We start from the raw sequence: 24563 nt of genomic DNA on the forward strand, positions 1-24563 counted from the left end.
CCCCTTCGTGTGCTCTTCGTACAGGCGCCCTCGGGCGCACAGTGAGCGGCATGAAGACGGAGAACGTGTCGCGGTCGGTCCTGGCCGCCGGGGTGGGCGCGGTGCTCGCGGCGACGGCACTGCTCTACGCCCCCGATCTCGCACCCGGTCTGTTCGGCCAGGGGGAACCGCCCCCGCCGGGCCCCGCGGACCGTGCGGTGCTCGCGGCGAACGCCGGGGCGCAGGCCTCACTGCCCGACCTGGCCGCGCTGATCGGCGATCGGGAGAAGTGGTTGAAGGAGCATCCGGCGGACGAGGCGTCATGGGCGGTGCTGGGAACGGCGTACGCGGAGCGGGGCGCGCGGCTCGCCGACGCCACGTACTACCCGCGGGCCGAACACGCCCTGAAGCGCTCGCTGGAGGTACGGCCCGCCACGCGCGGGAACCTCGACGCACAGCTGGGGCTCGGTGCCCTGGCGAGCGCGCGGGGCGACTGGCGGACGGCGCGGACCTGGGGCGAGGCGGTCCGCAAGGAGGACCCGAAGCGCTGGTCGGCGTACCCGGTGCTGATCGACGCGTACAACGGGCTCGGCGACTACAAGGCCGCCCAGAAGGCGCTGTCCACCCTGGAGGAGCTGCACTCGGGGCCGGCGGTGAGCGCGCGGGCGGCGCAGATGTACCGCAACCGGGGCTGGCGCGAGGACGCGTCGGCGGCGGCGAGCGACGCGGTGGCGCGGGCCGAGTCCGGCGCGGACAAGGCGGCCGCGGTGGCGCGGCTCGGGGATCTGGCGTGGGAGCGGGGAGAGCCGGAGGAGGCGGTGGCGCAGTACGGGACGGCGCTGGGTCTCGTACCGGACCATGCCCCGTCGCTGGCCGGGCGGGCCCGCGCGCTCGCCGCCCTGGGCCGCACGGCCGAGGCGCTGGCCGACTACCGCGCGGCCCTGGCCCGGATGCCGAGCCCGGAGTACGTCCTGGAGGCGGGCGAACTCTACGAGTCGCTGGGCATGGACGAGGACGCGCGGATCCAGTACGAGCGGCTGCGAACGGGTCCGTGGGTGGGCGCGGAGGTGGTCCTCGGTCTCTTCGAGGCGGACCACGGCGATCCGGCGGCGGCGGTGCGGCGGCTGAAGGCGGAGTGGGCGCGGGGGCACCGGTCGGTGCAGGTGGCGGACGCGCTGGGGTGGGCGCTGTTCCGGGCCGGGGAGCCGAAGGAGGCGCTGGAGTACGCGAAGAGGGCGACGGACGAGGGGCTGCGCAGCGCGCTCTTCTCGTACCACCGGGGGGAGATCGAGCGGGCCGTGGCGGCGGACGGCCCCGCCCGCCGCCACCTCGCGGAGGCACTCCGCATCAACCCGGCCTTCTCGCCGCTGCTGGCCCCGAAGGCCCGCGAGGCGGCGGCAGCCCTCGGCGACCCCCCGGCCACCCTCCCGAAGGAACTCCTCCCGGAGCCGGCCCCAACGCTCCCGAACCCGCCCAAGGCCCAGCAGCCGGCCCAAACGACGACCTGAGCCCATCCGCCCTACTGAGCGGCGCCCACCCCCGTGTGGGCAATCGTCCCGCTGGGCGGGACGGGTGGGCACACGGGACAACGCCCCTTGCCGGGCCCAGGCTCCCGGTGCCCTGCGGTGCCTACAGGTGCGGCGCCGTCGGGGTTGTGCCCACCCGTTCCGCCATGCGGAACGCCTGCCCACAACCAGGGCGACGGGCGGGTGGGACGCCCGCAAAAGGGGCCCAGCGGGGCGGCCGCCCGGGGCCGGCGGCCGACGCCGACTACAGGTTGCCGCGCTTTTCCTGTTCGCGTTCGATCGCTTCGAAGAGCGCCTTGAAGTTGCCCTTGCCGAAGCCCATCGACCCGTGCCGCTCGATCATCTCGAAGAAGACCGTCGGCCGGTCCTGGACCGGCTTGGTGAAGATCTGCAGCAGGTAGCCGTCCTCGTCACGGTCCACGAGGATCTTCAGCTCGCGCAGCGTCTCCACAGGCACGCGCGTCTCGCCCGCCCACTCGCCGAGCGTGTCGTAGTACGAGTCCGGCGTGTCCAGGAACTGCACGCCCGCCGCACGCATCGAGCGGACGGTCGCGACGATGTCGTTCGTGGCCAGCGCGATGTGCTGGACACCCGCGCCGCCGTAGAACTCCAGGTACTCGTCGATCTGCGACTTCTTCTTCGCGATCGCCGGCTCGTTGATCGGGAACTTCACCTTCAGGGTGCCGTCGGCGACGACCTTCGACATCAGCGCCGAGTACTCGGTCGCGATGTCGTCGCCCACGAACTCCTTCATGTTCGTGAAGCCCATGACCTTGTTGTAGAAGCCGACCCAGTCGTTCATCTTGCCGAGCTCGACGTTGCCGACGCAGTGGTCGATGGCCTGGAAGGTGCGCTTGGCCGGCGGCTCGACGATCGGGTTGGCGGCGACGAAGCCCGGCAGGTACGGACCGTCGTAGCCGGAGCGCTCGACGAGGGTGTGGCGGGTCTTGCCGTACGTGGCGATGGCAGCGAGGACGACGGTGCCGTTCTCGTCCTTGACCTCGTGCGGCTCGGTGAGGCCGGTGGCGCCGTGCTCGACGGCGTAGGCGTACGCGGCGCGGGCGTCGGGCACCTCGATCGCCAGGTCGACGACGCCGTCACCGTGCTCGGTGACGTGCTCCGCGAGGAAGCGGCCCCGGTCGGTGGAGGCCTTGATGACGGAGGTGAACACGAAGCGGGCGGCGCCGTTCGTCAGGACGTAACTGGCGGTCTCGCGGCTGCCGTTCTCCGGTCCGGAGTACGCGACGAGCTTCATGCCGAAGGCCGTGGAGTAGTAGTGCGCGGCCTGCTTGGCGTTGCCGACGGCGAAGACGACCGCGTCCATTCCCTTCACGGGGAAGGGATCGGCCTGCCGCGCCGTGGAGGGGGTGTGATCGATGGTCTCAGTCATGACGGCAGAGTCCCGCCGATCGGCAAGCTGCGCAATAGTTCGCCGAGCCACTGGGCAATGTGTACAGCGACGGGCCAGTATGGCCGGAAGACTTGTACAGGATGACCATGGGGAGACGGCTGTGGCGATCGATCATCTGGACGGCCGGCTGATCGTGCTCCTGGCACGGGAGCCGAGGATCGGGGTCCTGGAGGCCTCACGTCGGCTCGGGGTGGCACGCGGCACCGTGCAGGCGCGCCTGGACCGGCTCCAGGCGAACGGGGTGATCAGGGGTTTCGGCCCGCAGGTGGACCCGGCGGCGCTGGGGTACCCGGTGACGGCGTTCGCGACGCTGGAGATCAAGCAGGGGCAAGGGGCGGACGTACGGGGGCACCTGGCGACCGTGCCCGAGGTGCTCGAACTGCACACGACGACCGGCCACGGGGACATGCTCTGCCGGCTGGTCGCCCGCTCCAACGCCGACCTTCAGCGGGTGATCGACCGGGTCGTCGGCTTCGAGGGGATCGTGCGGGCGTCGACGGCGATCGTGATGGAGAACCCCGTGCCGTTGCGGATCATCCCGCTGGTGGAGCAGGCGGCGGAGGACGGAGCGGAGTAGCCCTCGGCCCGAGGGCGGGGAAGTTCCAAAGAAGTAGTTGCAAAGAATCCTTGCAACTACTTCTTTGCACACATACGCTCATGCCATGCCCGACCCGAAGCCCGAGCCCGGCCTCGCGCCCGAGCCCGCCCCCCAGTCCGAGCCCGGCCCCGAGCCCGAAAAGCATCTGATTCGCCCGCTGGACCCGCGCTCCCTGCGCGGGCTCGCCCACCCCCTGCGCATCCAGCTGCTGCGCGCCCTGCGCCGGCACGGCCCCGCGACCGCCTCCCAACTGGCCGAGCGACTGGGCGAGTCCAGCGGCGCGACCAGCTACCACCTCCGTCAGCTGGCCGTCCACGGCTTCGTCGAGGACGACCCGACCCGGGGCAAGGGCAGGGAGCGGTGGTGGAAGGCGGCCCAGGAGGGCACGACGTTCGACGAGTCGCTGTACCGGAACCGGGACCCCGAGGTGCAGGGCGCCGTGGAGGTCTATCTGCACGAGATCGCGACCATCCACACCCAGGAGTTGAACACCTACCTCGGCACCCGGCACGACTGGGACGAGAACTGGCTCGGCGCCTCCGACATGAGCGACTTCACGCTGCGCCTGCCTCCGGCGGCGCTGCGCGAGCTCAGCGACAAGGTCCACGAACTCATCGACAGCTACCGGGACTCCGCCGCCTCCCAGGCACCGGACGCCAACCGCGTACGCGTGCATCTGCACGCCTTCCCGCAAGCCGAGAACTGACACCGACACGGCCACGCACCACAGCCGGAAGGGATCACGAAGCCATGCACGCCGATGTCCACCTCCTGCTCCACGACCTGAGGGCCGCCGAACTCCACAGCACCGCCGCCCACCAGGCGAACCCGCGCCCGCCCGCTCCCCGCACCCCGGTCCGCACCCAACTGGGCTGGACCCTGGTCGCGTTGGGCCTGCGGCTCGCCCTCCCGGGCAAGGCGGCCACCGCCCGGCCGGTCACCTTCGCGGCATGAGCGCGCAGGGGGGACGGCCACAGCCGGTACGCGCAGAACCGGAAGGCACAACGCCGTTACGTGCCCCGCTGGCGACGGTGCTCGCCGCCAACGCGATCTCCGTCACCGGCAATTCGCTCACCCTCATCGGGGTCCCGTGGTTCGCGCTCGACACCACGGGCAGCCCCGGCAAGGCGGGCCTGGTCGCGTTCTGCGCGGCCGCCCCCGTCGTCGTCTCCGCGATCGTCGGCGGCCCGGTCATCGACCGGATCGGCCGTCGGCGGATCAGTGTCGCCTCCGATCTCGTCTGCGCGCTCGCCCTCGCCGCGATCCCGCTCCTGCAGGGTGCCGGACTGCTGGAGTTCTGGATGCTGTGCGCGCTGATGGCCGTGACCGGCCTCTTCCACGCGCCCGGCGAGACCGCGCGCTCCGTCCTGATCCCCGACCTCGCCCGCCACGCGGGAACGCCGCTCACCCGGGCGGCGAGCCTCTACGACGCGGTGTCCCGGGGCGCCCGGATGACCGGCGCGGCCCTCGCCGGCGTCCTCGTCGCGGTCCTCGGCGCGGACACCGTCCTGTTCCTCGACGCGGGCACCTTCGGGCTCTCCGCCCTGCTGGTCCTCGTCGGCCTGCGGGGCCTGCCGGCCGCCGCGCCGAGCCGCGACCCGGCCCCCTTCTCCCTCCCCGCGTACCGCGCCGAACTCCGCGAGGGCTACACCTTCGTCCTGCGCTCCCGGCTGCTCCTCGGCGTCATGCTGCTGGTGATGGTCACCAACGGGCTGAGCCAGGGCTGGAGTTCGGTGCTGCTGCCGGTCCACGCCCGGGAAGACCTCGGGGGCCCGGCCGCCCTCGGTCTGCTGGCGTCCGTCTTCGGCGGCTGCGCGCTGCTCGGGGCTCTCGCGTACGGAGCCGTAGGGCACCGTTTCCCGCGCCGGGCGGTTCTCACCGGCGGCTTCCTGCTGTGCGGCGCACCGCCGTACGTCGTGGCCGCCCTCACCGACACCACGGCGCCGCTGCTCGTCGTCATGGCGGCGGGCGGGTTCGGGGCGGGGGTGCTGAACCCGATCCTGACCACGGTGATGTACGAGGTCGTCCCGGAGGAGCTGCGCACGCGGGTCTCCGGTGTGACCACGGCCGGGGTTCTCCTGGCCACCCCGCTGGGCGGCCTGGCCGCCGGGCAGCTGGTCGAACGGACGGGCCTGACGACGGCGCTGCTCGCGTTCGGCGGGATCTACTTCCTGGCGACGCTCTCCCCGACGGTCTTCCCGTCCTGGCGCACGATGGAAGCACCGACGACACGGGCTCCGGCACCTCCGGGAACACCGGGAACGCTGGCGCCACCGGGGACACCGGGAACACTGGCGCCACCGCCGGCACCAGCGGCACCAGCGAAGAGCGGGCCGCTCAGCAGCTCGGAACCTGGGCGTCCTGCCCCTGCTCCAGCGCCCGGAGCGAGTCCACCGCGTCGCTGAGGTTCGTCACCGGAATCAGCCGCATCCCCTTCGGCAGCTCCGCCTGCGCGTCGGAGCACTCCGCCTTCGGCACGAGGAAGACACTCGCGCCGTCCCGTGCGGCGGCCTGGGTCTTCAGGGAGACCCCGCCGACGGCGCCGACCGCACCGTTCGGGGCGATCGTGCCCGTACCGGCGATGGTCCGCCCGCCGGTGATGTCACCGTCACCGTCGAGCTTGTCGACGATCCCGAGGGAGAACATGAACCCGGCGCTCGGCCCGCCGATGTCGGCGAGGTGGAGGGTGACCTTCACGTCCTTCGGGTCGAGCTTCAGATAGCCGAGGGCGGCGGCGGTGGCGGTGTCCTGCGACGCCTTCATCTCACCGAGGTTGTGCTTCTGGACCTCGGCGTCCGACTTGCCGGGCGGGTAGACGGAGTCGCGCGGCAGCACGGCCTGGTCGGTACGGAACCAGGCGTCGGCGATGTCGGCGAAGTCGTTGTCGACGCTCGGCCCGGTGGCCACGATCGTGGTCATCAGGAGCTTGCCGTCCGTCTTCTCGACGGGCGCCCCGCTGATCGTGATCACCGGACGCCCGTCGACGGCGCCCAGCACATCGGCGGTCGTACCGGGCGAGGCGATGGCGAACGGCAACGGCGCGAGCCCGACGACGGCGAAGAGCGCGGCGACGGGCAGGGCGCAGAGCGCGAGCGCACGGTTACGCGTGAGACTGGTGAGCACGCCCCCAATCTACTGGTCGGCCCCGACCGGCAGCCGACGGCCGAAGAACGACCGCACCTGACGGCGCACGGCCCGCACGGCGACGCCGGGCTCGATCGCGCCGACGAGCCGGACCCGGTCGGCGGCGGTCACCAGCCCGGCGGCCTGGAGCTGCGGCACGAGGGCGGCGTAGTCCGTGAAGACCAGGTGGTCGGCGTCGTCGAGCTGACGCCGTCGGGTACGGCCACCGGGGTGGGCGAGGAGTGCGCTCCAGGAGCGGTCGAGCCGGGCGTCACGGAAGCCGTCGGTCCCGAGCAGCAGCAACGGCCGGTCGACGCCGTCCCGGGCCACGGGGAGGAGCGTGCCGTCGGCCTGGTCCAGGTACCCCTCCAGGTTGACGGCGGCGGCGACGCGCCCGTCGTCGTACAGCGCCTGGGCGGCTGCGGTCCCTCCGGCCGAGTGCCCGTAGATCCCGACCCGCCCGAGGTCGAGGGCGCGGCCGAGAGGCCCCTCCAGGGCTTCGAGCCGGTCGAGGACGAAGCGGAGGTCGGCGAGCCGGGTGTCGATCATGGTGCGGAACTGCTCGGCGTCGGGCGGGCCGAGGAGGACGGTGGGGCGCACCTGCGGGCGCGTCGGCCGCGCGCTGGGGAACTCCACCTGACTGGCGTCACCCGGGTGGTCGACGGTCACGACGATCCAGCCGTGGCTCGCCAGCTCCTCGGCGAGCGACGTACCCATGGTGCGGGCCTCGCCGCCGCCGGGACTGTAGAGGAGCACCGGCCGTCGGCCGGGCGCGACGGGGGCGCCCGGGTGGGTGTGGGTGGGCGTGGCCGCCCAGTCGACGCCGGCGCGGGGCAGCCCGGGGTGGATCTCGGGGCCGAGGAGGGCGAAGAGCTCGGCGGCGTCCGGGGTCAGCTGGGGCGCGCGGGGAAAGCCGCGGACGGTGCGGGCGGGGTGGAGCACGGTGACCATGACCTCCCGTATCCCGATCGCGGGGTCCCACGGGTCGTTACGGGAGGGATCGACCAGGTGGAGGGTGGTGGCGCCGATCCGGTACGGGCCGGTGGGCGCGGGCAGCCGGAGCGCGGCGGGCGCGAAGGCGTGGGCGTCGGTAGGCGCGAAGGCGAGGACGGCGGCGAGGAGACCGGCTTGGTGGACGACGCGTCGTCGAATGAGGCGAGTCGTCGCGGGAGCCGTCGGCGGAGTTGTCGCGGGAGATTTCATACGCAGAGGCTGGCGCCGGACAGGGCTCTCGCACGAACCTTAAGGCCATGATCGAAAGGCTTGCGTGGTGATCCGGATCCGTTTCGCGGCGGAGGACTTCGCCCGGGTGCGCTTCGCCACCCGGCCGGCGCCGGTCCAGGAGCTGAACGCGGCCTTCATGATGATGTTCGGCGGGGGCGACGAGCTGCTCTTCGGCCGCTGGCGACGACGGGTGCTGCGTTCCCTGCCGGACGCGGTGGCCCCCCTCGCCGACCTGGTTCCGGCGGGCGATCCCCCGCGCTTCCTCGACGTCCTCGGCGAGACGGTGGCGGAGGGCCTGGACCTGGTGGAAGCGGCACGGGCGGAGCTCGTGCGGGCGGAACTGGAACGGGTGTACGCGGGCCGGGGCTCCCCGCGCTGGGTCCGCGAGCTCCACGCGGGCGAGCCGGGCGCCCGGGGGGTGCTGCGCCGCGCGCAGCGGGCGGCGTTCGAGACGGTCGTCGCACCGGTGTGGCCCCTGGTGCAGGACCTGCACCGGGCGGAGTTCACCCGGCAGGCTCTGACGGTCGCCGAACACGGGATCGGCGCGGCCCTGCCGGCCCTGGTCCCGGGCACGCGGCTACGGAACGGCGTGTGGGAGTGGCCGGCGCCGGCCGCCGAGGGTGAGCGGGAGATCGCGCTCACCGGCCGAGGCCTGCTCCTCCTCCCGACCTTCCACTGGACGGGCCACCCTCTGGTCCAGGACCTCCCGGACCGCCCGGTGGTGGTGACGTACGCGGCGGGCCCGGGCCTGCCGCTCACCCCCGACGTCTCCCCCGGCACGGACGACTCCCTGGCGGCGGTCCTGGGCCGCACGCGCCTCGAACTCCTCCGCGCCCTCTCAACCCCCCACACGACGACGACCCTGGCCCGGCGCCTGGGCATCAGCAACGCGACAACCTCGTCCCACACCGCGGCCCTCCGCGGCGCGGGCCTGATCACGACGGCCCGGTCGGGCCGCTCGGTGGAACACCGAAGGACGGCACTGGGGACGATGTTGGTGGGCGGCACCTGACCTGTTGCGGGAACGGGTGGTCACGACAGAAGAGGCCGGTGCCGGGGGCGGGCAAGTCGGGCCCGGAACCAGGGTCGGCGCACTGGGGTCCCGTAAACCTCCGCACGCCCTAGCGCAGGGCGTCCGCCACTTCCCTGGCCGCGTCCACGACCCTCGGGCCGACACGCTCCGGGACGGCGTCCGCGAGCATGACGACGCCGACGCTGCCCTCGATGCCGGTGATGCCGACCAGCGGGGCCGCCGCGCCGCTGGCGCCTGCCTCAAGTTCGCCGTGGGTCAGGGTGAACCCGGGCTCGATCAGGTTGCCCTGCCGGGCGGCGAGGATGGCGCGGCCTGCCGCGCCCCGGTCCAGCGGGTGGCGGAAACCGGCGCGGTAGGCCACGTGGTAGTCCGTCCAGGTCGGTTCGACGACGGCGACCGCCAGCGCCTCCGCACCGTCGACCAGGGTCAGATGGGCGGTGGCGCCTATGTCCTCGGCCAGCGAACGCAGCGCGGGCAGCGCTGCCTCCCGTACCAGCGGATGGACCTGGCGGCCCAGCCGCAGCACGCCGAGGCCCACTCGGGCGCGACCGCCCAGGTCCCGTCGGACGAGCGCGTGCTGTTCGAGTGTGGCGAGCAGACGGTAGACGACGGTCCTGTTGACCCCGAGTCGGTTGGACAACTCGGTGACGGTCAGGCCGTGGTCGGTGTCGGCGAGCAGCTTGAGGACCCTGAGGCCCCGGTCGAGCGTCTGGGAGGTTTCCGCGGTCACGACGCCCTCTCCTTCGGAGTGAGTGACGGCGGACCTTCAAACGAGAGCTGCGGCGCCGGTCCCGCGGCGACGCACGTCAGAGGCCGCCGGCAGGCCATGCGCACCGGCTGCGCTCCGCGGCGGCGCTGCCACGGGGCGGTTGCATGTGCCGGGACATTAGCGAGCCACTCCGCTCAGCGGAAGACCTCGTCCAGAATCCGGGCGCGTGCGCCCCGATAGTGCCGGTTCGGGTCGTAAGTCGGCGCGTCGGAGGACTTCTGCGGACAAGATCGGCTTTGTCTTTCGACTGATTCAGGCCAGCCGGGGCCGTCGTAGCAAGGGATGAAAAGCACCGGCCCTCACGAGACCGACCTCAGGCGGCCCACCTCACCGAACCCACCTCACCGGCCCCACCTCACCGCATCCGCGTGGCCCACTCCTGCACCTTCTTGATCCGCTCGCGGATCTGCCCGGCCGTGGCCTCCGCGCTCGGCGGGCCGCCGCACACCCGACGTAGCTCGGTGTGGATGACGCCGTGCGGCTTGCCGCTCTGGTGAACGTACGCACCGACCATCGTGTTGAGCTGTTTCCTCAGCTCAAGGAGCTCCTTGTGGGAAACGACGGGCCGCCGCTCCGCCGGCAGCTCCAGCAGATCCGCCTCGGTGTCCGGCTTCTTGCGGCTGTGCGCGATCTGCCGGGCCTGCCGCTTCTGGAGGAGGAGCTGGACCTGGTCGGGTTCGAGGAGGCCGGGGATGCCGAGGTAGTCCTGCTCCTCCTCGCTGCCCGGGTGCGCCTGCATGCCGAACTCGGCGCCGTCGTAGAGCACGCGGTCGAAGACGGCGTCGGACTCCAGCGCCTCGAAGGGCAGCATGTCCTGCTCGCCGGTGTCCTCGTCCTGCTGCTTCTCGGCCTCCGCCATCTCCTTCTCGGACTCGGCGTACGGGTCCTCCTCGCCGTCCTTCTTCGGCTTGTCGAGGACGTGGTCGCGCTCGACCTCCATCTCGTTGGCGAAGCCGAGGAGGTTGGGGATGGTGGGAAGGAACACCGACGCGGTCTCGCCGCGCCTGCGCGAACGTACGAAACGTCCGACGGCCTGGGCGAAGAAGAGAGGAGTCGAGATGGTCGTCGCGTAGACACCCACGGCCAGGCGGGGGACGTCGACGCCCTCGGACACCATGCGGACGGCGACCATCCAGCGGTCGTTGTTCTCGCTGAACTCGTCGATCCGCTTCGAGGCGGCGGCCTCGTCGGAGAGGACGACGGTGGCCTTGGTGCCGGTGATCTCGCGGATCAGCTTGGCGTAGGCGCGGGCGGAGTCCTGGTCGGAGGCGATGACGAGCCCGCCGGCGTCGGGGATGCCCTTCCTGACCTCGGTGAGCCGCTGGTCGGCGGCGCGCAGGACGTTCGGCATCCAGTCGCCGCGCGGGTCGAGGGCGGTACGCCAGGCCTGCGAGATGGCGTCCTTGGTCATGGGCTCGCCGAGGCGGGCGGCGATCTCGTCACCGGCCTTGGTGCGCCAGCGCATGTTGCCGCTGTAGGAGAGGAAGATGACGGGCCGGACGACGCCGTCGCCCAGGGCGTTCCCATAGCCGTACGTATAGTCCGCGGACGACCGCCGGATGCCGTCGTTCCCCTCCTCGTACGTGACGAAGGGGATGGGGTTGGTGTCGGACCGGAAGGGCGTACCGGTCAGCGCGAGGCGGCGGGTCGCCGGGTCGAAGGCCTCCAGGCAGGCCTCGCCCCAGGACTTGGAGTCACCGGCGTGGTGGATCTCGTCGAGGATGACGAGGGTCTTGCGCTGCTCGCACCGGTTGCGGTGGAGCATGGGGCGCACGCCGACACCGGCATAGGTGATGGCGACGCCGTGGTACTCCTTGCTGAGCGGCCCGGCGCTGTAGTCGGGGTCGAGCTTGATCCCTATCCGCGCGGCGGCGGCGGCCCACTGCTTCTTCAGGTGCTCGGTGGGCGCGACGACCGTGACCTGCTGCACGACATGGTGGTGCAGCAGCCAGGACGCGAGGGTCAGCGCGAAGGTGGTCTTTCCGGCGCCGGGTGTCGCGACCGCGAGGAAGTCACGGGGCTGCTCCTGGATGTACTTCTCCATCGCCCCCTGCTGCCAGGCACGCAGCTTGTTGGCGGTGCCCCAGGGGGCCCGGCCGGGGAAGGCGGGAGAGAGGTGATGGGAGGAGGTGGCGGTGGTAGTCACGGTCTCCGGTTCGACGCTCGTCCAGATATGACAACCGGGCCACCTTACCGGCGGCCCGACCGGAACCTCGTACGAACGCCCCGGGGGTCGGGCGGGTGCGACTCAGCTCACGTCGGGGAGGCTCGGCTCGCGCAGCGCCCCGGAGATCGCCTCCACTTCGGCCAGCTCACCCGCCGTCACGGCGCTGACCAGGCGCTGAGCAGCCTCGGGGTCGGGGCGTGGCTGTACGGCCACGGGGACAGGGCGGCACTACCTACCCCGCTCCCCCAGCCGCGACAGAGTGGTACTACCTACTCCGCTCCCCCAGCCGCGTGGCGACCCACGCCCCCACCAGCGCCACCCCCGCCATCGGCAGGAAGACGGCGGCGAAGGCGGCCGGGTGCGCGGCCGTCGTCGTGGTCACCGCATGCCCCACCTCTCCTCCGCCCAACGCGGCGAACGCCGCCCCGCCCGCCGCGAGCAGCAGCACGTTGGACAGCCCGTCCGAGATCTGCAGGGCCGCCGAGTTCGCGCCGGCCTCCTCCGGCGCCGAGAGCTTGAGCAGCAGCACACTGGTGGAGGAGATGACCAGGCCCATCCCCAGACAACCCCAGGCCCAGGCGCAGGCGACGATCCAGGCGGGCACCCAGGGGATCAGGACGCTCGGCGCGGCGGCGATCGCGGCCGCGACGAGCAGCATCCCGACGACCACGAGCCGCTCCCGGTACGGCTCCGTCCACGGCCGGGCCTGAACCCAGGAGCCGAGCGCCCAGGTCGCGCCACCGACGGCGAGCGAGAGGCCCGCGAGCGTGGGGCTCAGGCCGCGCTGGGTGACGAGCATGAGCGGTACGAAGGATTCGGCGGCGATGAAGGACCCCGCCGCGATCCCCCGCAGCAGCACCACGGACGGCAGCCCACGGGCAGCCCGGTAGGTCCCGCGCGGCAGCAGCCCGAGCGCGGCGGGCACGAGCAGCGCGGCGCCCACGGCCGCCGGGAGCAGCGAGAGCCAGCGCAGCTCCTGCCCGGCGAACTGGAGGAGACCGGCGCCGGCGGAGATACCGAGAGCGAGCCGTATGCGCCGCCGGTCGTACGGAGGGAGGGGCGCGCCGGGATCGGCGGGCCCGGAGGCGGTTCGGCGGATGGCCGGCAGAGCAAGGGCAAGCGGAAAGACGACCAACACCGGAATCCCCACGAAGACCCACCGCCACCCCAGGTGCTCGGTGATGGTCCCGGAGGCGAGCGGCCCGACGACGGAGGGGACGACCCAGCTCGCGGCGAAGGCGGCCATGATCGCGGGCCGTAGCTGCTCGGAGTACGCGCGGCTGACGACGACGTACAACGCGACGATCACCAGCCCACCCCCGAGCCCCTGCACGGCCCGCCCGAGGATGAACAGCCACATCGTGCCGGCGGTCCCGGAGAGCAGCAGTCCGGCGGCGAAGGAGCTGATGCCGGCGGTGAGCGGCGCGAGGGGCCCGCTGCGGTCGGACCACTGCCCGGACAGGACCATGGCGAAGAGGCTGGTGGTGAAGTACGCGGAGAAGGCGAAGGCGTACAGCGGGATGCCGTTCAGCTCGCGCGCCGCGACCGGCATGGCGGTCCCGACGGCGGTCGCCTCGAAGGCGATCAGCAGCACGACGGAGACGATCCCGACACTGAGCGCCCGATGCTCCCGATCGAGCACGGACCCGCCGCCCACGGGGGCGGCGGTAGGGGTCTTCGGCGCGACGTCGGAGTCACGGGGTTCGAGGGCACTCATGTCCCCAGAGTAAGTGGCGTACCCCTGGATGACCCCTGTCTGGAGTCGGGTCCGTCCTGGTCCCTTCGGCGTACGACCATGAACGCCCCATGTCAGTCATGTTGCACGCCCGAGCAAACCCTTGAGCGCCCCCGACCCCCGCCCTACGGTCGTATCCGTACCCCACACGGCCGTGTACCCGAGTGGCTCAGGGACTCGCCTGCAAAGCGAGTTACGTCGGTTCGATTCCGATCACGGCCTCCATAGGATCTTCACAGGCACGTCGGGGGTATGCCAGAGTCCGTCGCATGACTGACACCGGCAAGAGACGCCGACTGGGCGCGATGATCGGAGCCGGTCTCTCCGGCGCCCTGCTGCCGGGCATCACCCTGGGCGCGGACACGGCGGACGCGATCCTCTCCGTGGTGATCGCGGGCGTGGTGATCGCCGTCCTCACCCAACTCATCTTCATCGGCCCGTCGGCCCAGGTCCCCGCCCTCCCGCTTCTGGCCTTCGCAGCGGCAGGCTTCGTCCAGGACGCCCTGATCTGGTGGCTCCTGTCCTGGCTGGGCAGCAAGATCGCCCCCTTCGAGGTGACCGGCGTGACCACCATCCTCCTGGCAGCCCTGATCACCCGCGCCTCGATCCTCGCCCTGTCCCTCGTCGGCGTCCCACGCCCGACCGAGGACGGGTGACCGACTGACGGACGAAGCGTCAGAGCCAGGACGTCAGGGATGCTGATCGTCGACCCTGCTAGCCGACGGCTTTCGCCGGCACTCCGGTCGCCAGTCCGGTGTTCTGGCAGCCCAGCGCTTCGGCCACATCGCTTGCGGCGGCGTTGGCCAGAGTGATCTGGTCATCCCGGAGGCCCTGGTGGTCGGCTTCGTTCTCGTCCGAGCGCTCGAGCTCGGCGACGACGACGATCTCGTGAGCCGGCGGCTCCATCCGACAAGCGAAGTAGATCGAGGCAAAAGAGTCGGACGACGTGGCTCGTTCACCCGTGGCGTAGCCGGTTGACCCGTCCGTGTTGGTTCGGCCCCTCGGAAGGGCGAGCGCCTCACGGAAGGTGATGGACAGGACGTTCTTCTCGTCCTTGGTCGTCTCCAACGTGCAGAACGGGATGCCCTTCGTCCGGGACTTGCCGGACTGCGCCGTCTGGCCGGCAGCCTTGAGGTCTCTGACGACCCTCTCGAGACCGGCTTCGCTGCTCGTCAACGCGACGTCTTTTCCTGCGATCGCCTCCAACGCCGCCGCAACGAAGGGTCGCCCGGCGAAGCCGCCACACACTTCCGCCGGTGCCTCGCCCTGGATCTTGTCCGCATCATTGCCGCCGGAACATGCTGCCGTCACCACCAGAACGACCGCTACGGGCAGCCAGAGCCTTCGCCGAGTCCTTCTCACGTCACCTTGCCCGACTTCTTGCTGTCATAAGGGTCGGGCAACGAATCGTCCCTGACGTGCCCTCGACTGTCCTTGACGTACTTGGTCAGTTCTTCCTCCAGGAAATTGGCGTCCTCTCTGCTCCAGCCGGGAGTCCGGGCATATGCCTGGCCGGGCATCAACGCGTTGTCCTTGCCGGTTCTGAGCGCCTCGTCCTTCAGGTCGTCCGACTTCTTCTTGAGGAGCTCGTCCTCCTCGTACTTCTCCGCGATGTCGTCGGCCTCCATACCGATGAAGGTGACCACAGCACCGCCCACGGTCTCCGCCGCGAGGGGCACGAGGACACCCCCCGCGCCGCCGGTCAGGGCAACGACGCCGCCCGCGGCGGCCGCTCCCACTCCGAACTTGACCCACTCGGTGGTCCGGCCGACTGCCTTTTTATGCTCGTCGGATTCCAGCGCGTACTCCTGGTCGATCTGCCCCATCCGCGCCGCGCCGAAGATGGAATGCGTCTCGGCACCGATGCGCAGTGCCGTCTTGGCATCGGTGAGGTCCAGGTCCCGAGCCGGCCCTGAGCCAGGCTTGGGAGCTGCTTCGTCCAGGACGCTCGTGGTGTAGATGGTCTGGGCCGCAGAGAGTTGGGCGTGCCCTGTCTCGCTCTGAGCCACCGTGCCAAGAAAACCAATGGCGTCCGCCCGGTTGAACAGCAGTTCCGAACTGAAGGTGTCGCCGAACCGCGGCTCGCCCTTCGCGTCGTTGGCTGCTCCGAACGGGGAGTCCGGCATCTCCTGCATCGACGTCTCGTTCTCCTGCTCCAGAGAGCGGTTCAGCTCGTCGATATAGGCCGCGCCCATCTTCCCCAGGCTGTCGTCGAGACCCGGCTGTTGGTGCATGTACTTCGGGTCCTCGCCGTACCGCTCGACGACCTTCTGCATGACTTCGGCGTTCTCGACGGTGCGGACGTCCTTGAGCCCTCGGGGATCCGCGTCGTACGGGTGGCCGGTCGTGGCCGCCTCCAGGGCGTGGCCGAGGGCGTTGTAGCCCGGCTCCTTGGACATGTCGCCCTTGTCGTTCAGCTCATCGGGCCACTTGCGGTCCTTGGAGAAGTAGTCGAAGGCGTTGAGCTTCTTGTCGTCCTTGGGGTCCTCGGGCGTCACGTCGATGTCGCTGTTGAAGAACTCCGTCGAGGCTTTGGGGTTGTGGCCGAGGGCCTCCATGAAGCCGACCATCGGATCCTGCCCTGCGCCGCCGCCCTGCCAGTTCAGGTGGCTCGGCATCCCGAGCGACTGCGCCCACACCCGGTCAGCCCCCAGCCTGCCGTCGTGGGTCATTTTCCGCTCGGTGGCGACGAGCCCGTTCCCGTAGTCCCGCAGGAACTTGTCGTCGAAGTCTCCGACCCGCATCAGGTTGCTCATCACCTGGAAGCCGTACGGGCTCGTGGCACGCGTCTGGACGGGTTCGGCGCCCGCTTTGATGACGTCGGCCTTCCACTGCTCCATCTCGGGGCTAGGGGAGTGGGTGGCCGAGGCGATCGTCAGGCTCCAGTTCTTCTGGAGCTCCTTCAACTTGTCCCGGTGGTCGACGCCGAGGCGTGAACCGTCGCTCGGGTCGCCCATGTCGGCCCAGTACTCCATGCTGCCCCTCGGGCCGACCTCAAGGGCGAACCGCTCGGCGAAGAACGGGTCGTCCTGATTGGCCTTGAAGAGCGCGTTGAGCTGATCGATATCCGCTGGCGAGGCGTCGTCGCCCTTCTTGTACAGCTGATAGGCGGTCTTCGCGTCCTCCGCGTCCTGCGCATTGGACGCCGCCTTCAAGGACTCGTAGCTGGTCCCGGAGAAGTTGTTCTTGTCCTTGCCGACGAGCGACCGCAGAGCGCGGGCCGCCACGTCGTCGGCTTCGTTCGCCCGCTCCACTGCCGCCTTGATCGCGGCCCGCATCGTCTCGAAGTCGGCCTGCTCGGGCTTCGGTCCGTCATAGTCCTTCGCCCGCCGGTCGGGGTGGATCAGATAGCTGACCACGCCGTCCTGATCGATACGGATTCCCTTTCCGGGCGCCTGCTCGACCAGCCTCTCCAGCTCGCTCTTCGCGGCCTGGAACTCAGTGTGCGCGTCTCGCAGGATGTTGCGGAGGCTCGTCGCCGAGGTCAGGGCGTCGCCGAACTCCTTGGCGGTCTTCTTGACGAACGTCTGCGTGACGCCGGCGTTCTCCCCGGCCCAGTTGGCCTTCTCTGCCTTCCGCCGCAGGCCGTTCTCGGCCTTCTCCTTGGTCTTCTCCAGCTTGGTCACCGTCTCCGACCAGTCCGTGACCGCTTCTTTGAGACTCCCCAGCCGGGCGTGAAGAATCTGGTCGAACTTCAGCATCTGCGCTCCCCGTCGACTTGCCGCTCAGTTGAAGTGCTTGTCGATCAACGCGATCGAGAAGTTCGTCGCCAGAACCTCCTCGTGGTTCGCGTGGGTGATCACGGTGTCCTCGAGATGGTTGTGGATGTGCGCGCAGGCGCTGAGGAGGGTCTCCGCCTGGGAACACCAGCTGTCCCATACGGTCCACAACGCCGAACCTGTCTGGAAGCCGTCCGCGTCGAGACTCGTGCCCGCCACGTCGGTTTTGGCCCCGGCGTGGAACGCGTCCCGCTCGAACCAGTGGAAGAGCTCCTGGGCCTCGTTCCCGATCGCCTTGAGGTCGGGTGAGGTCACCTTGTAGTCGGCCGCGCCGCCCTCACCGGAACGGTCTGCGGGGAGGCTGTTGAGCCGCATCTCGGCCGCCGCCTGGTGCCGGGCCGCTACCGCGCTTCGGGCCTGAGCCCATTCCTCGTCGAACGACACGAATCCCCCGTGTTCATCGATGTTCATCGGCTTCCCGAGTTCGCCCGAGCAAGTTTGCTCGCCAAGGGGGGAACATCCTAGTTCCGGGAACGCCGACTCAGGCCCGGCCAGATGACGATCATGGCCGGATCAGCGCGCTTCGAGCGGTCGCCCGCGGGTTCACTGCCGCAAGGCGATCGCCGTCACGCCGTCACGCCGTCGGTGCCGCTCCCACCGCCGCCTGCGGCCGGATCGGGAGGCGGTTGATGGGGCGGCCTGTGGCTGCGCGGACCGCGGAGGCCACTGCTGCCGGGGAGGTGACGACCGGGACCGCGCTGGCGGGCTTTGCGCCGAAGGGGGCGACCACGTCGCGTTCCTCGACGAGTTTCACCAGGCGGATGTCGGGGGCGTCCAGGGCCGTCGGAAGGGCGTAGCCCGTCAGGTCCGGGTGGCGGAGGAGGCCGCGGGTCGTGCGGAGGTTCTCCGTGAGGGCCGCGCCCACGCCCTGCGTCACGCCTGCTTCGATGCGGGCCGCCAGTTGGGCGGGGTTCAACACCCGGCCCACGTCCTGCGCGACCGCCATCTCCACCACGCGGATCGAGCCCAGCTCGATGTCCACGTCCACCACCGCGCGGATCGCGCAGAAGGCGAGCCCCACGAACGCGTCGCCCTGGCCCGAGTCGTCCAGGGGCTCCGTCGGGTGGGGGCGGCACTGGGCCGTGGCCCACAGTTCCTTGCCGTCCATCGCCTCCGTGACCGTGGTCGACAGGACACCGTCGTACGACGTGATCTTGCCGTCCGTGATCTGGAGCAGCTCCGTCGACATGCCGAACTTGTGCGCCAGGGGTTGGAGCAGTTGCGTGCGGACCATCTTGGCCGCGCGTTCCACCGCTCCGCCCGACACCCACGTGTGCCGGCCGTGCGTCGCCGCGCCCGCCGGCGGCTGGTCGGTGTCCACCGAGGCGACGTGGACTTCCTCCAGGCCCAGCGTCTCCTGGACGATCTGGCGCGCCAGCGTCGCGAAGCCCGAACCCGTGTCGACGGCCGCGCAGATGACCGTCGCCACGCCGTCCTGGACCTTCACCGTCGCCGTCGAGACCTCGTCCGCGCCCTCCGCGCCGAGCATGTGGACCATGCCGAGCGCGTAGCCCACGCCCCGGCGTACCGCGCCCGGTTCGCCCGAGCCCTCCGGTCCGCCCGGCAGCAGCCAGTCCTCCTCCGGGGTGTCCATGGGGAGGGAGGGGAGGGGGAAGTCGCGGACGGCCGTGAGGAGTTCCGCCACCGGGGCCGGGCACGTCACCGTCTGGCCCGTCGGGAGGATGTCCCCCGTCGCCAGGACGTTCCGCAGCCGTACGTCGACCGGGTCCACGCCCAGCTTCGCCGCCAGCTTGTCCATCTGCGCCTCGTACGCCGCGCACACCTGCATCGCGCCCTCGCCCCGCACATGGCCGGACGGCGGGTTGTTCGTACGGACCGCCCATCCCTCGATGAAGGCGTGCGGGACGACGTACGGGCCGCAGGCGAACGAGACGGCCGCCGCCAGCGACTCCGAGGACGCGTCGGCGTACGCGCCCGCGTCCAGCAGGATCTGCGCCTCCACCTTCACCAACCGGCCCTCCGTGTCCGCGTGGTGGCGGTAGCGCAGCAGTGTCGGGTGGCGGTGGGCGTGGCCGAGGAAGGACTCCTCGCGCGTCGCCGTGAGCTTGACCGGGCAGCCCGTGCGGAGGGCAAGGAGGCCCAGGGGAATCTGGAAGCCCGGGTCCTCACGGTCGCCGGTCGCCCCCGGCACGCCCGTCACGACCACCTTGACCTGCTCGGGCGCCAGGCCGAAGCAGGCCGCCGCCAGGTCCCGGTCGGTGTGCGGGTCGGTGGAGGCCGTGTAGATCTCGACCCCGCCGTCGGGCCGCGGCACGGCCAGGCCGGCCTCCGCGCCGATGGGGGCCGGGTCCTGGCGGCCGATCCGGTACAGGCCCTCGACCACGACCTCGCCCGTGGCCTCCGCGTCGCCGAACCGCAGCGGGATGTGGCGGATCAGGTTCCCGTCCGGGTGCAGCGCCTCGGCCGCGAAGGCCTTCTCCGGGTCCGTGACCGGCTCAAGGACCTCGTACTCGACCGCGATCGCCGCCGCCGCGAGCCGCGCCGTGTCCGGGTGGTCCGCGGCCACCGCCGCGATCGCCTCACCGTGGTGGCGGACCAGGTCGGAGGCGAAGACCGGACGGTCGGCGACCGTCCTGCCGTACGTCGCCTCCCCCGGCACGTCGGCGTGCGTCACCACGGCCCGTACGCCCGGCATGTCCGCCGCCGCGCTCGTGTCGATCGACACGATCCGGGCGTGCGGGTGCGGCGAGCGCAGGATCGCCGCCCACAGCAGACCCTCGGCCCACAGGTCGGAGGCGTACGGGAACGTGCCTTCGGCCTTCGCCCGTGCGTCGGCCGACGGGAGGGAGGTGCCCAAACCGTGGGGCGCCTGCTCCGGCTCCAGGGTCTCGAGCGCCGTGGAGTCGGGGACGGCGGTAGTCGCGTCGCTGCTCACGCCATGCCTCCGTCGTGCGGGTGGGGAATCTGGTGCGGGATGCGCGCCTCGTCGGCCGACGCGGCCGCGTGCGCCTCGCGCTCGGCGACGACCTCGCGCACGGCGTCGAGCACACCCCGGTAGCCCGAGCACCGGCAGAGGTTGCCGCAGAGCGCCTGGCGGGTCTCCAGCTCGGTGGGAGCGTGGTTCCCCTCCAGCAGGTCGTGGACGGTCATGGCCATGCCCGGTACGCAGTAGCCGCACTGGACGGCCCCGCAGCGGGCCAGGGCGCGCTGCACGTCCGACGGCTCGCCGTCGGTGGCCAGGCCCTCGACCGTACGCACCTCACTGCCGGCCGCCGTCGCCGCGGGCACCAGGCAGGAGGCGACGAGCCGGCCGTCGACCTGGACGTTGCACGCGCCGCACTCACCCTGCGAGCAGCCGTCCTTGGCACCGGCCAGGCCGAGCCGCTCCCGCAGGACGTAGAGCAGCGACTCGCCGATCCAGGAGTCCGTCACGGGACGGTCCGCGCCGTTCACCCGCAGGACGTACGAGATGTGCGGATGCTCGTCGCTGTCGGCGCTGCTGCCCGTGGAGACGGAGGCCGCGAGCACCTCATCGGGCGCCTCGGCGTCAGGGGCCTCCTCGGGGCCCTGAGCCTCAGGGGCCTCCTCGGGAGCCTGCGCCTCGGGCGCCACGTAGTCCGGCGACGCGGACAGCGCGTCCAGGGCCGAATGCGCCTGCGGGACGGGCGGAGCGACCTCCGCCACCCCGGCCTCCCCGGCGTCGACGTCCCCGGCGTCGGCCTCCCCCGCCGTGGCCTCCGTCGGCTCGCCGCCCTCGGGCTCCGCCTCGGCCGCGGGCTCCTGGACCGCCCAGGGCGCCGGTGCGCCGCCCGGCAGCGTCGCCGGAGCGCTGCTCGCGTACTGGGCCAGCATCGACGTCGTGTACTCGCCCGAGTCGTCGGACGCGTCGGCGCCCTCCGTCACCACCGGGATCGTCCACTGACCGGTCGCCGCGGGGTCGGCCGTCTCCGGCGTCGCGGGGAAGTCCCACTGACCGGTCGCGTGCGGATCGGGCTCCCCGGCCTCCGCGAACGTCCACTCACCCGTCGCGTGCGGGTCGTGGGCATGCGCGTCACGCGCCTGCGCGTCGTACGCCTGCGCCTCGAGGGACTGCGGGTCGTGCGCCTGACCGCCGTGGGCATGCGTGTCGTGGGCATGCGCGTCGTGGGCATGCGCGTCGTGGGCCTGCACCTCGTGCGACTGCGGGTCGTGAACCTGCCCGCCGTGGGCCTGCCCCCCGTGCGCGTGCGGGTCGTGCGCCTGCGCCTCGTACGCCTGTGGTTCCTGCTCGGTCGGCTGGTCCGCCGCCGGCGGCGGCTGCGCCACCCACTGGCCCGTCGCCGACGGGTCCGTCCCGGCGGCCGGGGTGAGCGGTGTCAGCGGGACGATCATCGGCGGTACGTAGCCGTGGCCCGGGGCCTCCAGCGGGACGCCGTCGAGCATGAACTCGGGCGGCAGGTGCACGAACGCCGTGGCGTCGCCGTCGTACCCCTCGCTCTGGGGGATCGGCTCCCAGCCGCTCCCCTGCCCCTGGTCATGGTGCTCGTTGCTCACGACAGCGCCCTCCCCAGTGCACGTCGAGCCAGCGCGGCGACCGTGCGCCGCAGGTGCAGTACGGCCGGTGGCAGCTGCTCGTCGCCCGGCGGGTCCGGGATGCAGGCCGCCGCCACGTACTCGCCGAAGGCCGTCAGCGCCTCCGGGGCGAGCCCGCGGTCGCCGTCCCAGTCCACCAGCGAGGCGATCCAGTGCTCGGCCTCCAGGGGCCGCAGCGGCATCGGGGCGATCGCGCCGACGGCGCAGCGCACTCCGCGCCGCGCCGGGTCGAGGACGACCGCGACGGAGGCGGTGGCGCGGGCCGGGCCGGTGCGGCCGGTGGCCTTGAGGAAGACCTGGGGGGCGTGCAGCAGGGGTACGCGGACGAACGTGACCAGCTCGCCGGGGGCCAGCAGGTCGCGGCCGGCCAGCAGATGGGAGACCGGGATCTCGCGCGTGCCGAGCGGGCCCAGGACGACGAGGTCGGCCTCCAGGGCCGCCAGGACGGGCAGCGAGTCGCCCGTGGGCGCCGCGGTGACGACGTTGCCGCCGAGGGTGCCCGCGTTACGGATCTGGGGCGGCCCGGCCGCACGCGCGGCGGCCGCGAGGGCGGGGATGAGGGCCGCGAAGTCGGGGCGGCCCATCCGGGCGTGGGTGAGACCGGCGCCGAGGAGGGCGTGGCCGTCCTGGTACTGCCAGCCGCGGATCTCGTTGATCCGGCCGAGGCCGACCAGTCCGGCCGGCCTGAGCTGGCCCCTGTTGACGGCGGCCATCAGGTCCGTGCCGCCCGCGACCGGTACGGCGGCGGGCATGGCGGTGAGTGCCGCCACGGCCTCGTCGAGCGAGGCCGGCAGCGTCACGGACTGCGCCGTCTGTGGTGCGTGCGTGGTCAACCCGCTGCCCCTTCCCGGTGTCCCCGGCGGTCCCCGACTCGTCCCCGGCTGTCGCGCCTGTGTGGCCGTACCGTACGTGCTCACAGGCTGGACGTGGCAACTCTGGCACATCTTCCGAGCCGTCCGACGCGAGGGTCCGCGAAGGACGGTTCCGTCCAGGAAGCCCTACCGGAGACGGTAACTTCCGTTTTGCCGCTCTTGGGTGACGTGGGGACGCGAGGTGCCTCACACGTTCGGGGGCGCCCCCTCGATGGGCCGGCCGGCGACCCCGGGGCGCTGCTGCCAGGGCAGCGGTCCGGTGGGCGGCCGGTAGTCGACGCCGAGGGCGTCCAGGCGGGCGTAGTGGGCGGTCATCCGGCGCTCGAAGGCCGCGAAGTCCCGCTCGCCCGGTGCGGGGAGGGCGGACCAGGCGACCTCGGCGAAGGCGGCGAGGCGTGGGAAGACCTGGTAGTCGACGCGGGAGCGGTTCTCCATGACCTCGGTCCACACGTTGGCCTGGGTGCCCAGGACGTGGGCGGCGGCCTCGGGGCTCAGGCCGGGCGGCACGGGCTCGAAGCGGTAGACGTCCTCCAAAGTCCGGACGAACCCGATGGGCATCGGCTCGTCCTCGCCCGGCGCCTGACGGTGGTCCAGGTACACCTGCTGCTCGGGGCACATGACGACGTCGTGGCCCGCCTCGGCGGCGGTGACACCACCGGCGTACCCCCGCCAGGAGGAGACGGCGGCCCCGGGCGCGAGGCCGCCCTCCAGGATCTCGTCCCAGCCGATGAGGCGGCGGCCCCGGTCGGCGAGCCAGCGGTCGAAGTGGCGGATGAACCAGGACTGGAGCTCGTGCTCGTCGGCGAGGCCCAGCTCCTTGATGCGGGCCTGGGCCGTCGGGGACTGCTTCCACTGGTCCTTGGGGCACTCGTCGCCGCCGACGTGGACGAAGGTGGACGGGAAGAGGTCGAGGATCTCCTCGAAGACGCCCTCGTAGAAGCGGAGGGTGGTGTCGGTGGGGGCGAGGACGTTCGGGTTGACGCCCCAGGTGTCCCAGACGGTGAGCGCGCTCGTGTCGACGACGTCGGTGTTGCCGAGTTCGGGGTAGGCGGCGATCGCGGCCTGCGAGTGGCCGGGGACGTCGATCTCGGGGACGACGGTGATGTGCCGCTCGGCGGCGTACGCGACGATCTCGCGGATGTCGTCCTGGGTGTAGAACCCGCCGTGCGGCGTGTCGTTCCAGAGTGGCGAGGCCCGGTGCCCCCATTTCGTACGGGCCCGCCAGGCACCGACCTCGGTGAGGCAGGGGTGGCGCTTGATCTCGACGCGCCAGCCCTGGTCGTCGGTGAGGTGGAGGTGGAAGACGTTGAGCTTGTGCGCGGCGAGGAGGTCGAGCTGGCGCAGGACGTCGTCCTTGGGCATGAAGTGCCGCGCCACGTCGAGCATGAGCCCGCGCCACCGGAAGCGGGGGGCGTCGGTGACGACCTGGGCGCTCACGGACGCGGTCGTGCCGTTGCCGGGCGCCTTCCGGAAGGCGTCCGGGCCGAGCAGTTGACGCAGCGTCTGTGCTCCCCAGAAGACCCCGGCCGGATCGCCGCCCACGATCTCGACGCCGGTGTCGGCCCGCACGGTCAGCCGGTACGCCTCCGGGCCGAGGGTGGCGTCGACGCGCAGGGACAGAGCGCCGGGTGTGCCCTCCGGTGCGGGCGGCAGCGGCAGCCCGAAGGCGGCCCCGAGGGTGGCGCGCAGCCACCGCTCGGTGGAGCCGGTGCCGGGGCCGGCCGTGAGGGACGTACGGCCGTCGAGGAGGTGCTCGTCGCTGTACGGGCCCTCGACGTGCGAGGGCGCGGGGATGAGGTCCTTGTCGGGCATGA

21 protein-coding genes and 1 tRNA gene are annotated in these 24563 nt (G+C 71.8%); 8 read left to right on the forward strand and 14 right to left on the reverse strand.

What is annotated here, in order from left to right; translation table 11 throughout:
* Positions 1–50: 50 nt before the first annotated feature.
* Positions 51–1487 (forward strand): tetratricopeptide repeat protein, encoded by a 1437-nt coding sequence (locus ACWF79_RS19095; protein ID WP_453729265.1) that lies wholly within the window; start codon positions 51–53, stop codon positions 1485–1487.
* A gap of 262 nt (positions 1488–1749) precedes the next feature.
* On the opposite strand, the gene hppD is transcribed toward ACWF79_RS19095, so the two are convergent.
* Positions 1750–2895 carry a 4-hydroxyphenylpyruvate dioxygenase gene (hppD, locus tag ACWF79_RS19100; protein WP_453729266.1) on the reverse strand — a complete coding sequence of 382 codons (1146 nt, stop codon included), beginning with the start codon at positions 2893–2895 and terminating at the stop codon, positions 1750–1752.
* A gap of 121 nt (positions 2896–3016) precedes the next feature.
* On the opposite strand from hppD, the gene ACWF79_RS19105 reads away from it, so the two are divergent.
* From ACWF79_RS19105 to ACWF79_RS19120, 4 genes are all read left to right on the forward strand, one after another.
* A complete protein-coding gene (locus tag ACWF79_RS19105) occupies positions 3017–3493 on the forward strand; it encodes an Lrp/AsnC family transcriptional regulator (protein ID WP_361962594.1) in 477 nt (158 codons plus the stop codon).
* 85 nt (positions 3494–3578) lie between these two features.
* Positions 3579–4220, forward strand: a complete 642-nt coding sequence (locus tag ACWF79_RS19110) for a helix-turn-helix domain-containing protein (RefSeq protein ID WP_453729267.1) — start codon at positions 3579–3581, stop codon at positions 4218–4220.
* 44 nt (positions 4221–4264) lie between these two features.
* A complete protein-coding gene (locus tag ACWF79_RS19115) occupies positions 4265–4468 on the forward strand; it encodes a hypothetical protein (protein WP_453729268.1) in 204 nt (67 codons plus the stop codon).
* Positions 4465–5919 (forward strand): MFS transporter, encoded by a 1455-nt coding sequence (locus tag ACWF79_RS19120; protein WP_453729269.1) that lies wholly within the window; start codon positions 4465–4467, stop codon positions 5917–5919. Before ACWF79_RS19115 ends, ACWF79_RS19120 begins: the two co-directional genes overlap by 4 nt.
* Here the strand turns inward: ACWF79_RS19120 and ACWF79_RS19125 are convergent.
* Both ACWF79_RS19125 and ACWF79_RS19130 read right to left on the reverse strand, forming a co-directional pair.
* On the reverse strand, positions 5852–6637 hold the full coding sequence (locus tag ACWF79_RS19125; RefSeq protein WP_453729270.1) for a S16 family serine protease: 786 nt from the start codon (positions 6635–6637) through the stop codon (positions 5852–5854). The two genes, ACWF79_RS19120 and ACWF79_RS19125, sit on opposite strands and share 68 nt — an antisense overlap.
* Positions 6638–6646: 9 nt before the next feature.
* Positions 6647–7840 carry an alpha/beta hydrolase family protein gene (locus ACWF79_RS19130; RefSeq protein WP_453729271.1) on the reverse strand — a complete coding sequence of 398 codons (1194 nt, stop codon included), beginning with the start codon at positions 7838–7840 and terminating at the stop codon, positions 6647–6649.
* A 67-nt stretch (positions 7841–7907) separates the two neighbouring features.
* On the opposite strand from ACWF79_RS19130, the gene ACWF79_RS19135 reads away from it, so the two are divergent.
* On the forward strand, positions 7908–8873 hold the full coding sequence (locus ACWF79_RS19135; protein WP_453729272.1) for an ArsR/SmtB family transcription factor: 966 nt from the start codon (positions 7908–7910) through the stop codon (positions 8871–8873).
* Positions 8874–8982: 109 nt separating this feature from the next.
* Here the strand turns inward: ACWF79_RS19135 and ACWF79_RS19140 are convergent, their stop codons facing one another.
* The 4 genes from ACWF79_RS19140 to ACWF79_RS19155 all read right to left on the reverse strand — a co-directional run bounded on the left by ACWF79_RS19140 (position 8983) and on the right by ACWF79_RS19155 (position 13547).
* Positions 8983–9624, reverse strand: a complete 642-nt coding sequence (locus ACWF79_RS19140) for an IclR family transcriptional regulator (protein WP_362011826.1) — start codon at positions 9622–9624, stop codon at positions 8983–8985.
* A 394-nt stretch (positions 9625–10018) separates the two neighbouring features.
* Positions 10019–11809, reverse strand: a complete 1791-nt coding sequence (locus tag ACWF79_RS19145) for a DEAD/DEAH box helicase (RefSeq protein ID WP_453729273.1) — start codon at positions 11807–11809, stop codon at positions 10019–10021.
* A 102-nt stretch (positions 11810–11911) separates the two neighbouring features.
* A complete protein-coding gene (locus tag ACWF79_RS19150) occupies positions 11912–12043 on the reverse strand; it encodes a hypothetical protein (RefSeq protein WP_453729274.1) in 132 nt (43 codons plus the stop codon).
* 52 nt (positions 12044–12095) lie between these two features.
* A complete protein-coding gene (locus tag ACWF79_RS19155) occupies positions 12096–13547 on the reverse strand; it encodes an MFS transporter (RefSeq protein ID WP_453729275.1) in 1452 nt (483 codons plus the stop codon).
* Positions 13548–13715: 168 nt separating this feature from the next.
* On the opposite strand from ACWF79_RS19155, the gene ACWF79_RS19160 reads away from it, so the two are divergent.
* Both ACWF79_RS19160 and ACWF79_RS19165 read left to right on the forward strand, forming a co-directional pair.
* Positions 13716–13790, forward strand: a tRNA-Cys gene (locus tag ACWF79_RS19160).
* A gap of 44 nt (positions 13791–13834) precedes the next feature.
* Positions 13835–14221 carry a hypothetical protein gene (locus tag ACWF79_RS19165; protein WP_453729276.1) on the forward strand — a complete coding sequence of 129 codons (387 nt, stop codon included), beginning with the start codon at positions 13835–13837 and terminating at the stop codon, positions 14219–14221.
* A gap of 58 nt (positions 14222–14279) precedes the next feature.
* Here the strand turns inward: ACWF79_RS19165 and ACWF79_RS19170 are convergent, their stop codons facing one another.
* The 7 genes from ACWF79_RS19170 to ACWF79_RS19200 form a co-directional block, all read right to left on the reverse strand.
* A complete protein-coding gene (locus ACWF79_RS19170) occupies positions 14280–14879 on the reverse strand; it encodes a hypothetical protein (protein ID WP_453729277.1) in 600 nt (199 codons plus the stop codon).
* 44 nt (positions 14880–14923) lie between these two features.
* Entirely contained in the window at positions 14924–17266 is a 2343-nt protein-coding gene (locus ACWF79_RS19175) for a DUF6571 family protein (protein ID WP_453729278.1), read from the reverse strand.
* 24 nt (positions 17267–17290) lie between these two features.
* Positions 17291–17755, reverse strand: coding sequence for a hypothetical protein (locus tag ACWF79_RS19180; protein WP_453729279.1), 465 nt, complete (start codon positions 17753–17755; stop codon positions 17291–17293).
* Positions 17756–17918: 163 nt separating this feature from the next.
* Positions 17919–20240 (reverse strand): xanthine dehydrogenase family protein molybdopterin-binding subunit, encoded by a 2322-nt coding sequence (locus tag ACWF79_RS19185; protein WP_453729280.1) that lies wholly within the window; start codon positions 20238–20240, stop codon positions 17919–17921.
* A complete protein-coding gene (locus ACWF79_RS19190; RefSeq protein ID WP_453729281.1) occupies positions 20237–21838 on the reverse strand; it encodes a 2Fe-2S iron-sulfur cluster-binding protein in 1602 nt (533 codons plus the stop codon). Before ACWF79_RS19190 ends, ACWF79_RS19185 begins: the two co-directional genes overlap by 4 nt.
* A complete protein-coding gene (locus ACWF79_RS19195; protein ID WP_453729282.1) occupies positions 21835–22710 on the reverse strand; it encodes an FAD binding domain-containing protein in 876 nt (291 codons plus the stop codon). Before ACWF79_RS19195 ends, ACWF79_RS19190 begins: the two co-directional genes overlap by 4 nt.
* A gap of 225 nt (positions 22711–22935) precedes the next feature.
* Positions 22936–24561, reverse strand: a complete 1626-nt coding sequence (locus ACWF79_RS19200) for a beta-N-acetylhexosaminidase (RefSeq protein ID WP_453729283.1) — start codon at positions 24559–24561, stop codon at positions 22936–22938.
* Between the last annotated feature and the right edge of the window lie 2 nt (positions 24562–24563).

Source organism: Streptomyces sp. NPDC054975 (assembly GCF_053609105.1).